14 protein-coding genes and 1 pseudogene are annotated in these 13,964 nt (G+C 71.6%); 9 read left to right on the top strand and 6 right to left on the bottom strand.

The genetic code is table 11. From position 1 onward, the window contains the following. Positions 1-223: 223 nt before the first annotated feature. Genes ACZ69M_RS32740 through ACZ69M_RS32725 form a run of 4 tightly spaced genes read right to left on the bottom strand, consistent with a single transcriptional unit; the run spans position 224 to position 3,481 of the window. Positions 224-1,168, bottom strand: a complete 945-nt coding sequence (locus ACZ69M_RS32740; RefSeq protein ID WP_470055505.1) for a hypothetical protein — start codon at positions 1,166-1,168, stop codon at positions 224-226. Further along, the gene (locus ACZ69M_RS32735; RefSeq protein WP_470055504.1) at positions 1,165-2,196 is read right to left on the bottom strand and encodes an ABC transporter permease; all 1,032 of its coding nucleotides are present in this window, start codon (positions 2,194-2,196) and stop codon (positions 1,165-1,167) included. The genes ACZ69M_RS32740 and ACZ69M_RS32735 overlap by 4 nt, the downstream gene beginning before the upstream one ends. Beyond that, positions 2,193-3,098 carry an ABC transporter ATP-binding protein gene (locus ACZ69M_RS32730; protein WP_470055502.1) on the bottom strand — a complete coding sequence of 302 codons (906 nt, stop codon included), beginning with the start codon at positions 3,096-3,098 and terminating at the stop codon, positions 2,193-2,195. The genes ACZ69M_RS32735 and ACZ69M_RS32730 overlap by 4 nt, the downstream gene beginning before the upstream one ends. Then, positions 3,095-3,481, bottom strand: a complete 387-nt coding sequence (locus tag ACZ69M_RS32725; RefSeq protein WP_470055500.1) for a GntR family transcriptional regulator — start codon at positions 3,479-3,481, stop codon at positions 3,095-3,097. Before ACZ69M_RS32725 ends, ACZ69M_RS32730 begins: the two co-directional genes overlap by 4 nt. Before the next feature lie 147 nt (positions 3,482-3,628). Between ACZ69M_RS32725 and ACZ69M_RS32720 the strand changes: the two genes are divergently transcribed. From ACZ69M_RS32720 to ACZ69M_RS32700, 5 genes are read left to right on the top strand one after another with little or no spacing between them, the layout of a single operon-like run. Beyond that, on the top strand, positions 3,629-4,171 hold the full coding sequence (locus ACZ69M_RS32720) for an RNA polymerase sigma factor (protein ID WP_060895010.1): 543 nt from the start codon (positions 3,629-3,631) through the stop codon (positions 4,169-4,171). Continuing rightward, on the top strand, positions 4,168-5,166 hold the full coding sequence (locus ACZ69M_RS32715; protein ID WP_470055498.1) for a cupin domain-containing protein: 999 nt from the start codon (positions 4,168-4,170) through the stop codon (positions 5,164-5,166). Before ACZ69M_RS32720 ends, ACZ69M_RS32715 begins: the two co-directional genes overlap by 4 nt. Next, entirely contained in the window at positions 5,163-6,023 is an 861-nt protein-coding gene (locus ACZ69M_RS32710) for an ABC transporter ATP-binding protein (RefSeq protein ID WP_470055496.1), read from the top strand. The genes ACZ69M_RS32715 and ACZ69M_RS32710 overlap by 4 nt, the downstream gene beginning before the upstream one ends. Continuing rightward, positions 6,020-7,594: an ABC transporter permease gene (locus ACZ69M_RS32705; RefSeq protein WP_470055494.1), complete on the top strand. Its 1,575-nt coding sequence runs from the start codon at positions 6,020-6,022 to the stop codon at positions 7,592-7,594. Before ACZ69M_RS32710 ends, ACZ69M_RS32705 begins: the two co-directional genes overlap by 4 nt. Before the next feature lie 2 nt (positions 7,595-7,596). After that, positions 7,597-8,313, top strand: coding sequence for an ABC transporter (locus tag ACZ69M_RS32700; protein WP_470055492.1), 717 nt, complete (start codon positions 7,597-7,599; stop codon positions 8,311-8,313). 151 nt (positions 8,314-8,464) lie between these two features. On the opposite strand, the gene mshD is transcribed toward ACZ69M_RS32700, so the two are convergent. Then, positions 8,465-9,391: a mycothiol synthase gene (gene mshD / locus ACZ69M_RS32695; protein WP_470055490.1), complete on the bottom strand. Its 927-nt coding sequence runs from the start codon at positions 9,389-9,391 to the stop codon at positions 8,465-8,467. Positions 9,392-9,591: 200 nt separating this feature from the next. Between mshD and ACZ69M_RS32690 the strand changes: the two genes are divergently transcribed. The 4 genes from ACZ69M_RS32690 (at position 9,592) to ACZ69M_RS32675 (ending at position 13,851) form a co-directional block, all read left to right on the top strand. Further along, positions 9,592-11,391, top strand: coding sequence for a bifunctional metallophosphatase/5'-nucleotidase (locus ACZ69M_RS32690; RefSeq protein ID WP_470055488.1), 1,800 nt, complete (start codon positions 9,592-9,594; stop codon positions 11,389-11,391). Positions 11,392-11,654: 263 nt separating this feature from the next. Next, on the top strand, positions 11,655-11,792 hold the full coding sequence (locus ACZ69M_RS32685; protein ID WP_470055486.1) for a hypothetical protein: 138 nt from the start codon (positions 11,655-11,657) through the stop codon (positions 11,790-11,792). A 71-nt stretch (positions 11,793-11,863) separates the two neighbouring features. Continuing rightward, positions 11,864-12,004, top strand: coding sequence for a hypothetical protein (locus ACZ69M_RS32680; protein ID WP_470055484.1), 141 nt, complete (start codon positions 11,864-11,866; stop codon positions 12,002-12,004). Between the two features lie 92 nt (positions 12,005-12,096). Then, entirely contained in the window at positions 12,097-13,851 is a 1,755-nt protein-coding gene (locus tag ACZ69M_RS32675; RefSeq protein ID WP_470055482.1) for an ABC transporter ATP-binding protein, read from the top strand. Here ACZ69M_RS32675 and ACZ69M_RS32670 read toward each other — a convergent pair. Beyond that, a pseudogene (locus ACZ69M_RS32670) lies at positions 13,827-13,961 on the bottom strand (winged helix-turn-helix domain-containing protein); the annotation flags it as partial. The gene ACZ69M_RS32675 and the pseudogene ACZ69M_RS32670 overlap by 25 nt on opposite strands. Positions 13,962-13,964: the final 3 nt, after the last annotated feature.

Here is a 13,964-nt window from a genome sequence, read left to right as displayed (position 1 = left end):
CCGCCCTGCTCCCCGTCGTCGGAGAGGTCTCGCCCTCCGGCGGAGGTGACGGCTCTGGCACGGCGGGTTTCATTGGGTGAGCGTCGCAAGCCCGTCTGAATCGATGGTTACGGCGACATGACGTGCGGGATATCGGGGAGCGGCTCCGGGACGTCTACATGCCCGGGAGCGGCGTACGCCCCACCCCCCGTGGGGGGCGTACGCGGCCCTGGCATGGGGGGAGTTACGCGGTGCGGCGGTGCAGCAGCCGGAAGGCGGCGGCGGTGGCCGCGGCGGTCACGGCGAGGACGATGCCGGTTTCCACCAGATGGAGGGGCCAGAAGTGGGAGTCGGGGTGGTAGACGGAGTACCGGCCCATGACACCGTGCTCGGCCAGGCACCGCCTGGCTTCCGCGGTCGTGCCCTCGCAGTTCCCGTAGCTGGGGTCAGGGACCCGTTTCCCGTGGACGAACACCCCGGACTCCAGTTGCCAGACGGTACCGGACTGGTCGTAGACAGCGGCGCCGGTACGGGTGATCGTGGGCCACAGGTCCGCGCGGTACCGGTCCAGACACTGGCTGAGCAGCAGCATCACGGCGAACGAGACGCTCAGAGCGGGCAGCGAGCGCCGTAGCGCCAGACCGGTGAGCGCGCCCACGGCCAGGGCGCACAGGGCGTACGCCACCATCGCCGGGCCGCGGGCGACGAAGACGCCGGTGGCGGACCAGTCGCCGATGACCCGGGCCGGTCTGTTCGACCAGCTCCAGCGGTACGCCGCCACGAGCACCGTGCCGCTGAGCGTGATCAGCAGTGCGGGCACGGCGAGCTTGGCGGCCAGCCAGCGCACGGGGGACACCGACTGGGTCCAGGCGAGCCACGCGGTGCCGGACTCCAGTTCACGGGCGATCAGCGCGGCGCCCGCCCAGGCGGCGACGGCGTAGAAGGAGTAGCACAGGACGGTGGCGGTGTAGCGGAGGATCGCGCTGTACTCGAGTGTGGCCGTGACCTCGCAGCCGTCGGAGCGGAGACAGCGGAAGGCCTCCGCCCGGGCGGCGTCGGCCGTGACCCCCATCGCCCACACCAGGATTCCGATGACGGCGACGACGAACGAGCCCCAGACGATCAGCGCGGTGCGGTGCACGCGTACGACGGTCCACGGCAGGCCGCCGACGGCACCCGTGGTGCTCACAGGGCGGCTCCCTTCGCGAGCGGGGCGCTGCCGGTGTCGCGCTTGAGCAGCCGGAAGGCGGCGAGGAGAACGAGCGCGGTGAGGACGAGCACCAGGCCGGTCGCCACCAGCTGGAGGGGCCAGTAGTGGGACTGGGGGTGGGAGTCGGTGTAGAAGCTCACGGCGTCGAGCCGGTGGTACAGGGTGCCGCACTCCGTGCTGTGGCTGCTGCCGCACAGCGGGTCGGGCAGCCGGGCCCCGGTCGAGGTGAGGAGACCGGCGTGGACGGTGATCCCGAGGCTGGTGGGGCGGTCCTGGGTCAGGCTGCTGACCGTCCGCACCGTCGGCCACAGGTACGGCAGGGCGAATCCGAGGGCGACCCGGACGCCGACCGTCCACACCACCGACACGACGAGGGCGCTCAGGGAACCGCGCAGCCTGATGCCGGCGAGCGCGCCCACGGCCAGGCCGGACAGGGCGAGGACGACGGTGGTGGGGCCGTTGGCGTGGAAGACGAAGGGGTCGGTCCAGTCCTTGGCGGTGTCGATCCGGCCCTGGCCGCGCGCCCACATCTGCCGGTGCAGCACCACCAGCACACTGGTCCCGACGGTGACGAGCGCGGCCGGCACGGCCAGTTTCACCGCCAGCCAGCGGGCCGGGGAGACCGACTGGGTCCACGCGAGCTGCGCGGTGCCGGACTCCATCTCGCGGCCGATCAGCGAGGCGCCGGCCCAGGCCGCGACGAGGAACGGCAGGAAGGTCAGCGCGAGGGAGGCGTACAGGCTGTACGACTTGTACCTGAGGATCGCGTCCTGGTCGTAGGCGCAGGTGGGCTTCGTGCAGCGGTCGTACGCCCGCCATGCCGCGGCGGCCGCGTCCGTCCCCGGGCCGTACAGCCACAGCAACAGGACGGCGAGCGCGAGGAACAGACCGGCCCAGAGGTAGAGCGCCGGGCGGTGCAGTCGCAGCACCGTGCGGACCAGGCCGCGCGAGGCGGACTGGCGGCGGGCGGGCGCCGGCGTGCTGCCGGAGGCGGTCAGCGTGGTCATGCGGCGGACTCCTGGGCGGCGGTGCGGGCGGAGGCGAGGATCAGCGCGGGGGCCTCGGGGTTGCGCAGGTGCGCGAGGACCAGTTCCTCCAGGGAGGGCGTGGTGACGCGGGCGTCGAGTCCGCCGGAGACCGGTCCCTGAGGGCGGATCAGGGCGGTCAACTGGCGCCCCGTGGTGCGGGATTCGACCACGGTGTGCGGAGCGAGGTCACGGACCGGCCCGGTGGTCAGGGTGTGCGCGGCCAGCAGGTCGTCCAGGTCGCCCGCCAGTCGCACCTGGCCGCCGCCTATCAGCAGCAGGTAGTCGCAGGAGCCCTCCAGCTCGGCGACGACGTGCGAGGACATCACGACCGTCGTGCCGTACTGGGCGGCCTCGGCCATCAGCGTGCCCATCAGCTCGTGGCGGGCGAGCGGGTCGAGGTCGGCCATCGGCTCGTCCAGGAGCAGGAGTTCGGGCCGCTTGCCGAGCGCCAGGGCGAGCGCCACGCGGGTGCGCTGACCGCCGGAGAGCGTGCGGACCTTGGCCTTCGGGTCCAGCCCGCCGCTCTCGTACGTGATCCGCTCGGCGACCGAGGCGTCCCAGCGGTCGGGGTTGAGCTCGTGGCCCAGGCGCAGCGTCTGGGCCACCGTGAGCTGCGCGTACAGCGGCTTGTTCTGGGCGACGTACGCGATGCGTTCGCGGGCGGCGGCCGGGTGGCTGCCGAGCACGGTCAGGGAGCCCTCGGTGGGGGCGAGCAGTCCGGCGGCGTGGGCCAGCAAGGTCGACTTGCCCGCGCCGTTGGGTCCGACGACGGCGCAGACGCGTCCGGCGGGGAGCCGGAAGGAGCACTCGCGCAGTGCCCAGCCCCCGCGCCGCCCGAACCGCTTGCCGAGGCCGGCCGCCTCCATGGCGGTGTCGCTCATTCCTTGTCTCCCTTGCTGAACTTTTCCAGTACGGCGGTGAAGAGCGCCGCCATGTCGTCGTGATCGAGCCCGGCCTCGCGGGCCCTGGCCGCCCAGTCGTCGAGCTCGGCGCGCAGGGGCGAGTCGGCGGGGGCGGCGCCCAGCGAGCGCTTCACGAAGGTGCCGAGGCCGCGTCTGGCCTCGACCAGGCCCTCGCGCTCCAGCTCGCGGTAGGCCTTCAGGACGGTGTTCGGATTGATCGCCGTGGCCTCCACGACCTCGCGGGCCGTGGGGAGCTTGTCGCCCGGCTCCAGCAGGTTCAGGCGCAGGGCCTGTTTGGTCTGCTGGACGATCTGGACGTAGGTGGCGACACCGCTGCGCCGGTCGATTCGGTACTCGACCACTCGGACGACCACCCTTTCACTAATTGAGTAGTGAAAGGGTGGTGGATGAGGGTGTCCGGGGTCAAGCCCGGACATCGCGGAGGCGAGTCCGGAAAATTCGATGCCGGATGCGTGAACCGATCGGCGGGGCTCGTCCGATGAGGGGATGTGAGGGAAACGAGAAGCGACGGGGAGCTGCTGCGGGCCATCGCGGCGGACACGGACCGTCGCGCCTTCGAGGAGCTGTACCGGCGGTATGCGCCGTGGCTGACGGCGCGGCTGCGCGGCCGGTGCGCCGATGCCGGGGTCGTCGACGACGTCGTGCAGGAGACCTTCCTCGCCATCTGGCGCGGCACCGCGAGTTACCGGGAGGAGGGTGACGCGGCGGGCTGGCTGTGGCGCATCGGCTCGCGGCGGCTGATCGACACGCTGCGCGGCGACGGTGCGCGCGGCCGGTTGCGCCAGACACTGGCCCGCTTCCGCCACCGCCACGAGGCCTCCGCCGAGGAGCGCGTCCTGGCCGGGGTCGAGCACGGCGACCTCGCGGGCGCGTTGATACGGCTCTCGCCCGAGCTGCGCGCGGTCCTCCAGGCCACGGTGATCGACGGACTCACGACCCGGGAAGCGGCCGTCCTGCTCGGCATTCCACCCGGCACGGTCAAGACGCGGGCCCTGCGGGCGCGCAAGCAGCTGCGGGAGGAGCTGGCATGAGCGGCGGAGATGACGAGGCCATCGGCGGAGACCGCCGGGACATGGGTGGGGGTGGAGAGAACATGAGCGGGTGGGACGAGGACGCGGCCGCCGGTCGGAGCGCGTCTGGCGCCGACGGTTCCCCGGACGGGCGGTGGCACGCGGACGCCGAGGACCTCCGGGCCTATGCGCGGGGCGAGTTGGCGCCGCCCCGGCTCTGGTCCGTCGACACCCACCTCGTGGCGTGCGCGCCCTGCCGGGAGGCGCTCGCCACCGTGAGCGATCCGGTCGTCCTGGACGCCGGATGGGAGCGGCTCGACGCCGAGCTGGACGCGCCACGACCACGGCTGCTCGAGTCGCTGCTGGTGCGGATCGGCGTCGCCGACCACACGGCACGGCTGCTGGCGGCCACGCCCGTGCTGCGCCGCTCCTGGCTGGCCGCGGTCGCCCTCGTGCTCCTCATGACGGTGGTGGCGACCGACGCAGGGGCCTCGGCCTCGCCCACGCTGTTCCTCGCCCTCGCCCCCCTGCTCCCGCTCGCCGGGGTCGCCCTGTCCTACGGACCGGTGCTCGACCCGACGTACGAGATGGCCGTGGTGTCACCCCTCCACGGATTCCGCCTGCTGATGATCCGCACGGTGGCCGTGCTCACCACCGGCCTCGTTCTGAACGGCCTGGCGACCCTCGCGCTCCCCGCGTACGGGCTGCGCGCGCTGGCCTGGCTGCTGCCCGCTCTCGCCCTCACCGGGACGGGGCTCGCGCTGACCGCCCGCTGGGGCCCGGTCCTGCCGCCCTGCCTGGTCGGCGGAGCCTGGGTCGCGCTGCTGATGGTGGCCCACGCGAAGGCCGACGGCGGCACCCTCGCGCCGTTCACGGCACTCGGCCAGGGCGTCGCCGGCGCGGTCGCGGTACTGGCCGCCGGGCTGCTCTATCTCGTGCGGGACCGGTTCGACTCCTCCCCCTCGCACGCCTTCTTCGCCGACCACACCGACTTCTCCGACAGGAGCGCCGCATGACCCCCACCGTCTCCGCCTCCGGGCTCACTCTCCGGTACGGCGGGACCGTCGCCCTCGACGACGTCTCCCTGCGCCTGAGTGAGGGCGTGACCGGGCTGCTCGGGCCCAACGGCGCCGGGAAGACCACCCTGTTGCGGGTGCTCGCCACCGCCGTGCCCGCCGACCGGGGAGCCTTCACGGTGCTCGGGCACGACCCCGGCACCCCCGCCGGCCGCCTGGACGTGCGGCGCAGGCTGGGCTATCTGCCGCAGACCCCGGCGTTCCACCCGGACTTCTCGGCCTTCGAGTTCGTCGACTACGTGGCGATCCTCAAGGAGCTGACGGACCGCTCCGCCCGGCACCGGGAGGTGCGGCGCGTGCTGGAGGCCGTCGACCTCTCCGACGTACGGGGCAAGCGCATCAAGAGGCTTTCGGGCGGTATGCGTCAGCGGGTCGGACTGGCCGCCGCGCTGGTCGGCGACCCCGGCTTCCTCGTCCTGGACGAGCCGACCGTCGGCCTGGACCCCGAACAGCGCATGCGGTTCAGGGAAATGATCGCCGAGGCGGGCATGGGACGCACGGTCCTGCTCTCCACCCACCAGACCGAGGACGTCGCGATGCTCTGTCACCGCGTGATCGTCATGGTCCGCGGCAGCATCCGCTTCGAGGGCACCCCGGCCGAGCTGACCGCGCGGGCGGCGGGGCGGGTGTGGAGCAGTACGGCCCGCGACCCCGGCGCGAGAGCCGGCTGGCGTACGGGCACGGGTTCCTTCCGCAATGTCGGCGACCCGCCCAAGGGCGCCGACCTCCTCGAACCAACCCTGGAAGACGGCTACTTGCTCGCTCTCGACGGCGAGCCGGCGGAGGTGGCGGCATGAGCGAGCTGGTGACCCGCACGGTCGTGGACGAGGCGGCCCCCACGGCGGTGGAGCCGCCCGCCCAGGACCTGCAGCAGAACAGGACGCGGGCCGTCATCGCCCTCGCCCGCTTCGAGGCACGCGAACTGCTGATGCAGATCCCGGTGCTCGTCTTCCTCCTCCTGTACGTCGCCTACACCGGCTGGGGAATGTTCAACGGCCGGGAGGGCATGGACGACTTTCCGGTCCTCCACGATGTCGACCGGTCCACCCAGACCGCTCCCCTGCTCCTCGCCCTCGTGCTGTTCGTCAGCATCAACCGCGCCGTGCTCCGCTCGCGCAGGCACGGCACCGACCTCCACTTCGACGTGCTGGTCATGGAGCCGTGGCGGCGCTCGCTGGCCCACGCCCTGTCGGCCGTGCCGTTCGCGGCGTTCACCGCGCTGGTCGTGGGGTTCGAGTTCACCTGGGCGGCCCTGAAGCCCGGCGCGGTCGGCCACGGCTCGCTCTCCGAAATGCTCGTGGGCCCCCTGTCGGTACTCCTCGCCGGAGCCCTCGGCGTCCTGGTCGCACGGTCGATCCCCTTCACCTTCGCCGTCCCGCCCTTCGTCATCGGTATGTACGTCCTCACGACCCTCGTGGCCGCGAGCACACAGGGCACGCACTGGGTGCAATGGCTGGCACCGGTGGTCACCGAGGAGGGCGCCCACCCGTTCCCCTCCGACCTGCTGGGCCGCCCGGCCGCCTGGCACGTGCTGTATCTGGTGGGACTCACCGTGCTGCTGCTGTGCCTCGCGCTGCTGATCAACGGCGGTCGTTCGCCCAGGATCAAGGCGATCACGGTCCTCGCCCTCGCGGCCATGGCCCAGGGCATAGCGGGGCAGGCCCCGGGTGACTCGGCCGCGCTGATCGCGGCCCGCGCGAAAGCGTCCGCCACCCCGGAGAAGGTGCAGACCTGCGTCGCGCACGAAAGGTCGACCTACTGCGCCTACCCCGAGTGGGCAGGCCAGACCGCCGACTGGGCCGAGGTGGTCCAGCGCGTCCAGTCCCTCGCGGGCGGCCCGGCTTCGGCCGAGCGGCTGACGGTGCGGCAGCGGGTCGACGCCCGCTCCGGCCTGGAGGGCGACTCCGCGCTGGAGCCGGCCAAGGCGCCGGGGGTCGTGACCGTCGGCACGCGGTGGGGCGGCAACCGGATCCCGGAGTTCGCCGTGGGGGTGGCCTCGGTTCTGGTGACGGGGGACGAGACGTCCAGCGTCGACGTGTGCGACGCCCGCGCGGTGATCATCATGTGGCTGGCGCTCGGCTCGGAATCCGACCCGCTGACCATGCTGCGCCATGTCCGCATCGACGACTCCATCACCGGCGGAGGGGTCGCTCTCGAGCCCACGAATTCGCTCTCCATGAACGCCGCGCAGACAGAGGTGATCAAGGAGTTGCTGCAGAAGCCCCGCTACAGCGTCATCCCCAAGGTGAAGGCCCACTGGGCGGAGCTCACGTCCCCCAAGACGACGACGGCCCAGGTGGCTGAGCTGCTGGGAGTGCCGGCGCCGACCGGTCCGGGTGCGCTGAGCGTCAAGACATGCGAGGAGTGACCGTGCTCGACGACACAGGTTCAGCCGGAAGCGCGGAGAGTGCCGGAGGCACCCCGTCCCGGGGGCGCCCGCACACCGTGGCCCGCGCCCTCCTCCGTCCCCTCTGGCGCAGCCTCCCCCGGCGGGCGCTGGTGACCGGTGCCGGACTGGGGCTGCTGTTCGCCGCGATCCCGCGGCTGTTCTCCCTCCGGCTCGACACGGGGGCCGGCCTCAACCTCCTGCGGGCCGTCGCGCTCACCTTCGCCCTGGGCCTGGCCTTCCTGCTGGACGATCCGGCCCGGCACATCACCACGGCGGTGCCGACCCGGCGTCCGGTGCGGGTCGGCCTGCGGGTGGCGCTCGTCGCCCCGGCGGCCGTGCTCTGGTGGACGGCGGCGCTGTTCCTCATACCGGAGCAGGCCCGGCCGCCGGTGGGCGCAGCGACCTTGGAGGCCGCCGCCACGGCGTTGCTCGCGCCGGCGGCCGCGGCGGTCATGGTGCGGTTCAGCAACCGGGCCGAGCCGGGAGGCGCGGTGTGCGTCGGACTACTGGCCATGGCGGTGCTGGCATCCCTGCTGCTCCCCGAGCGGTGGACGCTCTTCCCCGCGCCGTCAGCCCCGCGCTGGGAGGGCGCCCATCAGACATGGGCGGTGGTCCTGGTCGCGGCGGCGCTGGCCGGGGCGTGGTCCTGCGCGGAGCCCCTCCGGAGGTGGCGACCCGCCGTCTTCGCCCACCGGTGACACGAAGACGCGGGCACGGACGGGCGGGGACACCGGACAGCACCGGCAAGGACACCGCGGACCGAGACACACCGGACCGGTAGGGACACCGGACCGGCAAGGACACCGCGGACCGAGACACACCGGACCGGTAAGGACACCGGACCGGCGGTCAGGACTCGCTGCGGTACATCAGATCCGTCTCGTGCGTGCGGAAGCCGAGCCGCTCGTACACGGTGAGGGCCGCCTTGTTGTCGGCGTCGACGTAGAGCATGGCGGTGGGCAGACCCTGCCGGGCGAGGTGGCGGAGCCCGATCGTGGTGAGGGCCTTGCCGAGACCGCCGCCCTGGGCGCCGGGGCGGACTCCGAGGACGTACACCTCACCGAGGCCCTCCTCGGCGTGGACCTTCGTCCAGTGGAAGCCGACGAGTTCGTCGCCGCGGAAGGCGAGGAAGAACCCGGACGGGTCGAACCACACCTCCGCCTTGCGGTCGTCCAGGTCGCGCTGGGTGAGGGAGCCCTGCTCGGGGTGGTGGGCGAAGGCCTCGGCGTTCAGGGCGAGCCAGGCCGCGTCGTCCTGGCCGGGCACGAAGGTGCGGACGTTCACGCCGTCCGCGAGCTTCGGTTCGGGCAGGTCGAGGTCGGTCAACGGTCGCCGCAGCTGGCGCAGTTCGCGGAAGAGGGTGAGGCCGAGGACCTGGGCGAGATGCCGGGCGGCGGAGTGACCGCCGTGCGCCCACACGCGCAGCCGCTTGCCGGACTCGGCGAGCAGGGCCGAGCCCAGGGCCCGACCGTGGCCGTGGCCGCGGTACGCCGGATGCACGACCAGTTCGGCGGCCGGGGCCTCCACCGGGTCGGTGTCCTCCAACTGCGCGTACCCGATCAGCTCCTCGCCGAGGGTCAGCAGCAGATGGCGCACGCCCTCGCGGGCGCCGCCCTTCAGCTGGAGCCGGCCCTGCTCGGAGACCGCCTGCTGCCCGTCGGCCCGGGCGGCCTCCGCGAGCAGCCGGAGCACGTCCTCGGCCTGGGCCGGGGAGAGCGCGGTGTGGGTCTCGATGGAGCGGGTGAGGGCGTGGGGCGCGGTGTCGTCGCTGGTCATGGATACGAGGGTACGGCGCGGTGTTTTGCGGACAAGGAGTTGCGCGGCGTCGATGTGGCTCGTGGCGGAGTGAGGAGGGGCTTCCGTCAGGTGGTGGTGAGGCGATGGCAACCAGTCTGTAACCCCGAACCCCCTGTTGCGCTACGCGCGTTGATTCTAAAGTGCGCGTAAAACCACAGCCGTCCCACAGGGGGGAACCCATGCTGCCGACGCCCCGGCACAGACGTACCCATCGCATCCTCGCCGCCGCCGCCGGGCTGGCCACCGTCGGCGCCCTGGCCGCCGCGATGCCCGCGAGCGCAGGGCAGGACAGGTCGACCCCGCACCACCACCCCGGCAGCGGCCGCTACCAGGACGTACAGCTGCTGTCCTTCAATGACCTGCACGGCAACCTGGAGCCGCCGGCCGGCTCGTCCGGCCGGGTCACGGAGCTCCAGGCGGACGGCACGACGAAGTCGATCGACGCGGGCGGTGTCGAGTACCTCGCCACGCATCTGCGCGAGGCCCGCAAGGGCAACAAGTACTCCATCACGGCCGCCGCCGGAGACATGGTCGGCGCCTCCCCGCTGATCTCCGGGCTCTTCCACGACGAGCCGACGATCGACGCGCTGAACAAGCTCGATCTGGATGTGACGAGCGTCGGCAACCACGAGTTCGACGAGGGCGCCAAGGAGCTGGCCCGCCTGCAGAACGGCGGCTGCCACCCCACGGACGGCTGCTACGACAAGAAGGCGAAGTTCCGGGGCGCCGACTTCCCGTACCTCGCGGCGAACGTCACCGACGAGAAGACCGGCAAGCCGATTCTCAAGCCCTACTGGGTGTGGAAGAAGAACGGCGTCAAGGTCGGCTTCATCGGCGTGACGTTGGAAGGCACCCCGAACATCGTGTCGGCCGACGGCGTCAAGGGACTGAAGTTCGGCGACGAGGTCGAGACGATCAACAAGTACGCCAAGGTGCTCCAGCGCCAGGGCGTGAAGTCGATCGTCGCGCTGATCCACGAGGGCGGCGCGCCCGCGTCGACGGCGTACAACTACGACTGCGACAGCCCCGGCGCCGGTGACGGCATCTCCGGGCCGATCGTCGACATCGCCAAGAACGTCACGCCGGCCGTGGACGCCCTGGTCACCGGCCACACCCACCAGGCGTACGCGTGCACCATCCCGGACCCGTCGGGTCAGCCCCGCATGGTGACGTCGGCCTCGTCCTTCGGGCGCCTCTACACGGACACGACGCTCACGTACGACCGCTGGACGGGCGACATCGCGCGTACGGCGGTGAAGTCGGCGAACCACGTGGTCACCCGTGACGTGGCGAAGGCCGCCGACATGACGTCCCTGATCAGCAAGTGGAAGACGCTCTCCGCCCCGATCGCCTCGCGTCCCATCGGGTACATCGCGGGCGAGATCGGCAACACCGGTGACGAGTCCCCGCTCGGCGACATGATCGCCGACGCGCAGCTCGCGTACGCCAAGTCCGTCGACCCCGAGGCCGACCTCGCGGTGATGAACCCGGGCGGCATCCGCGCCGGGCTCACCTACGCGGCGAGCGGCAGTGAGGGCGACGGGGTGGTGACGTACGGGGAGGCGTACACGGTCCAGCCGTTCGCCAACACCGTCAACCTGGTGAACCTCACCGGCGCTCAGGTGGTCACGGCACTTCAGCAGCAGGTCAGCGGGGCCAACCAGGCCGCGCCGAAGATCCTGCAGATCTCCAAGGGCCTGACCTACACGCTGGACCTGACGAAGACGGGCGCGGCGCGGGTGGTCGCCGACTCGGTCAAGCTCAACGGCGCGGCGATCGACCCCGCCGCCACCTACCGCGTCGCGATGAACTCCTTCCTCGCGGGCGGCGGCGACGGCTTCGCCGAGCTCGGCAAGGGCACGAACGTCCTGGTCGGCGGTGACGACCTGGCGGCCTTCGAGTCCTACCTGACGGCCAACTCCTCGGCCGCGGCGCCGTACCCGGTGCCGACGGCGGACCGGATCACGGTCGTGCGGTAGTCCCTTACGGAACGGGCGGGGCCGGTACGCGGATGCGTACCGGCCCCGCTTTTTTCGACCTAAATTCTGTGTGATCGGCCTAAATTCTGTGTGAGTAGTGGATTGGTTCCACGGTCCATCTGAAAATTTGTTTCAGCCGTAATTCATTGAGGTCTAAGTCGAATTGGCGATTTCAGGGTCCGGGGTCCCGTAGTGTTTTCCATGTCGAAAGCGAACAGCGCAAACGGCAAAGGGAATTCACCCGCAGGGACAAGGAGACACCCATGAGCTTCCACAAGATCGCCCCGGTCAAGAAGCACCACGAGCCGGCCCCGGCCCCGAAGAAGCCCGCGAAGCGCCGGCCCGCCAAGCCGGCCCCGGTGGCGCAGAAGCCCGGGCGCCGCCCTGTCGGCAACAAGTAAGCAAGATCCACCCCCGATTAACAGATCCACCCGCGACCAGCGGATCAGTCAAAGCTACGAGAGGGAATCCCATGAGCTTCCACAAGATCGCCCCCGTCAAGAAGCACCACAAGGCCGCCCCGGTCGCGAAGCGCCGGCCCGCCGAGTCGGCCCCGGTGGCGAAGAAGGCCGCCGCTCCGAAGAAGCGCCCGGTCGGCCGTCAGGGCCAGTAGCAGTCCGCGCGAGGCGGGGTCCCCGGGAATTATCGGTTTCCGGTGGCCCCGCCTCGGCCATGTTCCGGACCGGAAAGGGAAGTTGATTTGACATGCAGGAAGTACGGGAGGCATTCGCACGCTTCTGGCCGCTGACACGCGGCGACCGCAGATGGCTGCTGCTGATCATCGGCTGCGTGGTCGTGGCCGCGCTCGCCGAGACGGCCTCGATCCTGCTCTTCGCACAGCTCACGGACCACGCCCTGAAGGCCGGTTCGCTCTCCGCGTTCTGGGGGCCGGCCGGAGCCTGGCTGGGTGTCGCCGTGATCGGCGCGATCGTCGGCTACCTCGGCAACTCGCTCGCCGTGTGGACCGCGGAGAGATTCGTCCTGCGCCTGCGCGCGGGTGTCTTCCGGCACGTCCAGGACCTGCCGCCCGACTTCTTCCAGAAGCACCGCCAGGGCGACCTGGTCGAACGGCTCACCGGTGATGTCGAGGCCATCGAGCAGATGGTCGTGTCGGGTGTCGTCGGCACGGTCTCCGCCGCCTTCTCCGCCGTCTTCTACGCCGCCGCCGCGCTCTGGCTGCGCTGGGACCTCGCCCTCGTCACCTTCCTCCTCGCCCCCCTCTTCCTCGTCGCCGCCCGCCGGTTCGCCGGCCGTATCAAGACCGCCTCCCAGGAGGAGCGGGCCGCCGACGGCGCGATCACCTCGGTCGTCGAGGAGTCCCTCGGCAATGTGGTCCTCACCCAGGCCTACAACCGCCGCCGCGCCGAGGAGAAGCGGCTCGACCGCGAGGCGCGCGCCTGGATGCGGGCGTCGGTGCGCGGGGCACGGGCGAGCGAGATGTACGAGCAGTTCGTCGAGGTCGTCGAGACGCTGTGTGTGCTCGCGGTGATCGGTCTCGGAGCGTGGGAGATCTCGAAGGGGCGCATGTCGCTGGGCCAGTTGCTCGCCTTCGCCGCGTTCCTCGGGTACCTGTATCCGCCGATCCGCAGTCTGGGGCAGCTCGGTCTCACCCTGACCGCCGCCACCGCCGGCGCGGAACGCATCCAGGAGATCCTGGACACCGAACCCGCCGTCACCGAACCCGCCGACCCCGTCCGGGACTGGCCCGTGCACGGCTGGGTCAGCTTCCACGGCGCGTCGTTCCGCTACCCCGGCGCCGACCGGGAGTCCCTGCACGACGTGACCTTCACCGCGGGACCCGGCGAACTCGTCCTCGTCACCGGCCCGAGCGGCGCCGGAAAGTCGACGCTCTCCAAGCTCCTCACCCGCTTCTACGACCCCACGGCCGGCGTGGTCTGCCTGGACGGCGTCCCGCTGCCCGACATGTCCCTGGAGTTCCTGCGCGAGAACGTGGCGCTGCTGCCCCAGGAGACGCTGATCCTGCACGGCACGATCCGCGAGAACATCGAGTGCGGCAGGCCGGGGGCGTCCCAGGCGGACATCGAGCGGGCGGCGACGGACGCGGTCGCGCACGACTTCATCAGCGCGCTGCCCGACGGGTACGACACCGAGATCGCGCCCGGCACGGCCACCCTGTCCGGCGGCCAGCTCCAGCGGATCGCGATCGCCCGCGCGATGCTGCGCGCCGCGCCCGTCCTGGTCCTCGACGAGCCGACCGCCGGGCTCGACTCGATCGCCGCACGCCGGGTGGTGCAGCCGCTGCGGCGCCTGATGGAGGGCCGTACGACCATCATGATCACGCACGATCTGAGCCTGGCCCCCGACGCCGACCGGATCCTGGTGGTGGACGGCGGCCGGCTGGTGGAGGCGGGCAGGCACGACGAGCTGATGGCGTGGGGCGGGGCGTACGCCCGGCTCGCGACGCCGGAACTCGACTACTTGGCTGCGCGGAGCGTGTAGCCGAGCCCCCGCACGGTGTGGATGAGCCGCGGTTCGCCGCGGCTCTCCAGTTTCCGGCGCAGGTACATCACGTACACGTCCAGCGTGTTCGACGTCGGCTCGAAGTCGAACAC

This window comes from Streptomyces sp. NPDC107454 (genome assembly GCF_055582885.1).
The sequence above is the reverse complement of the archived record's forward strand: the minus strand, read 5'-3'. Positions and strand labels throughout refer to the sequence as shown.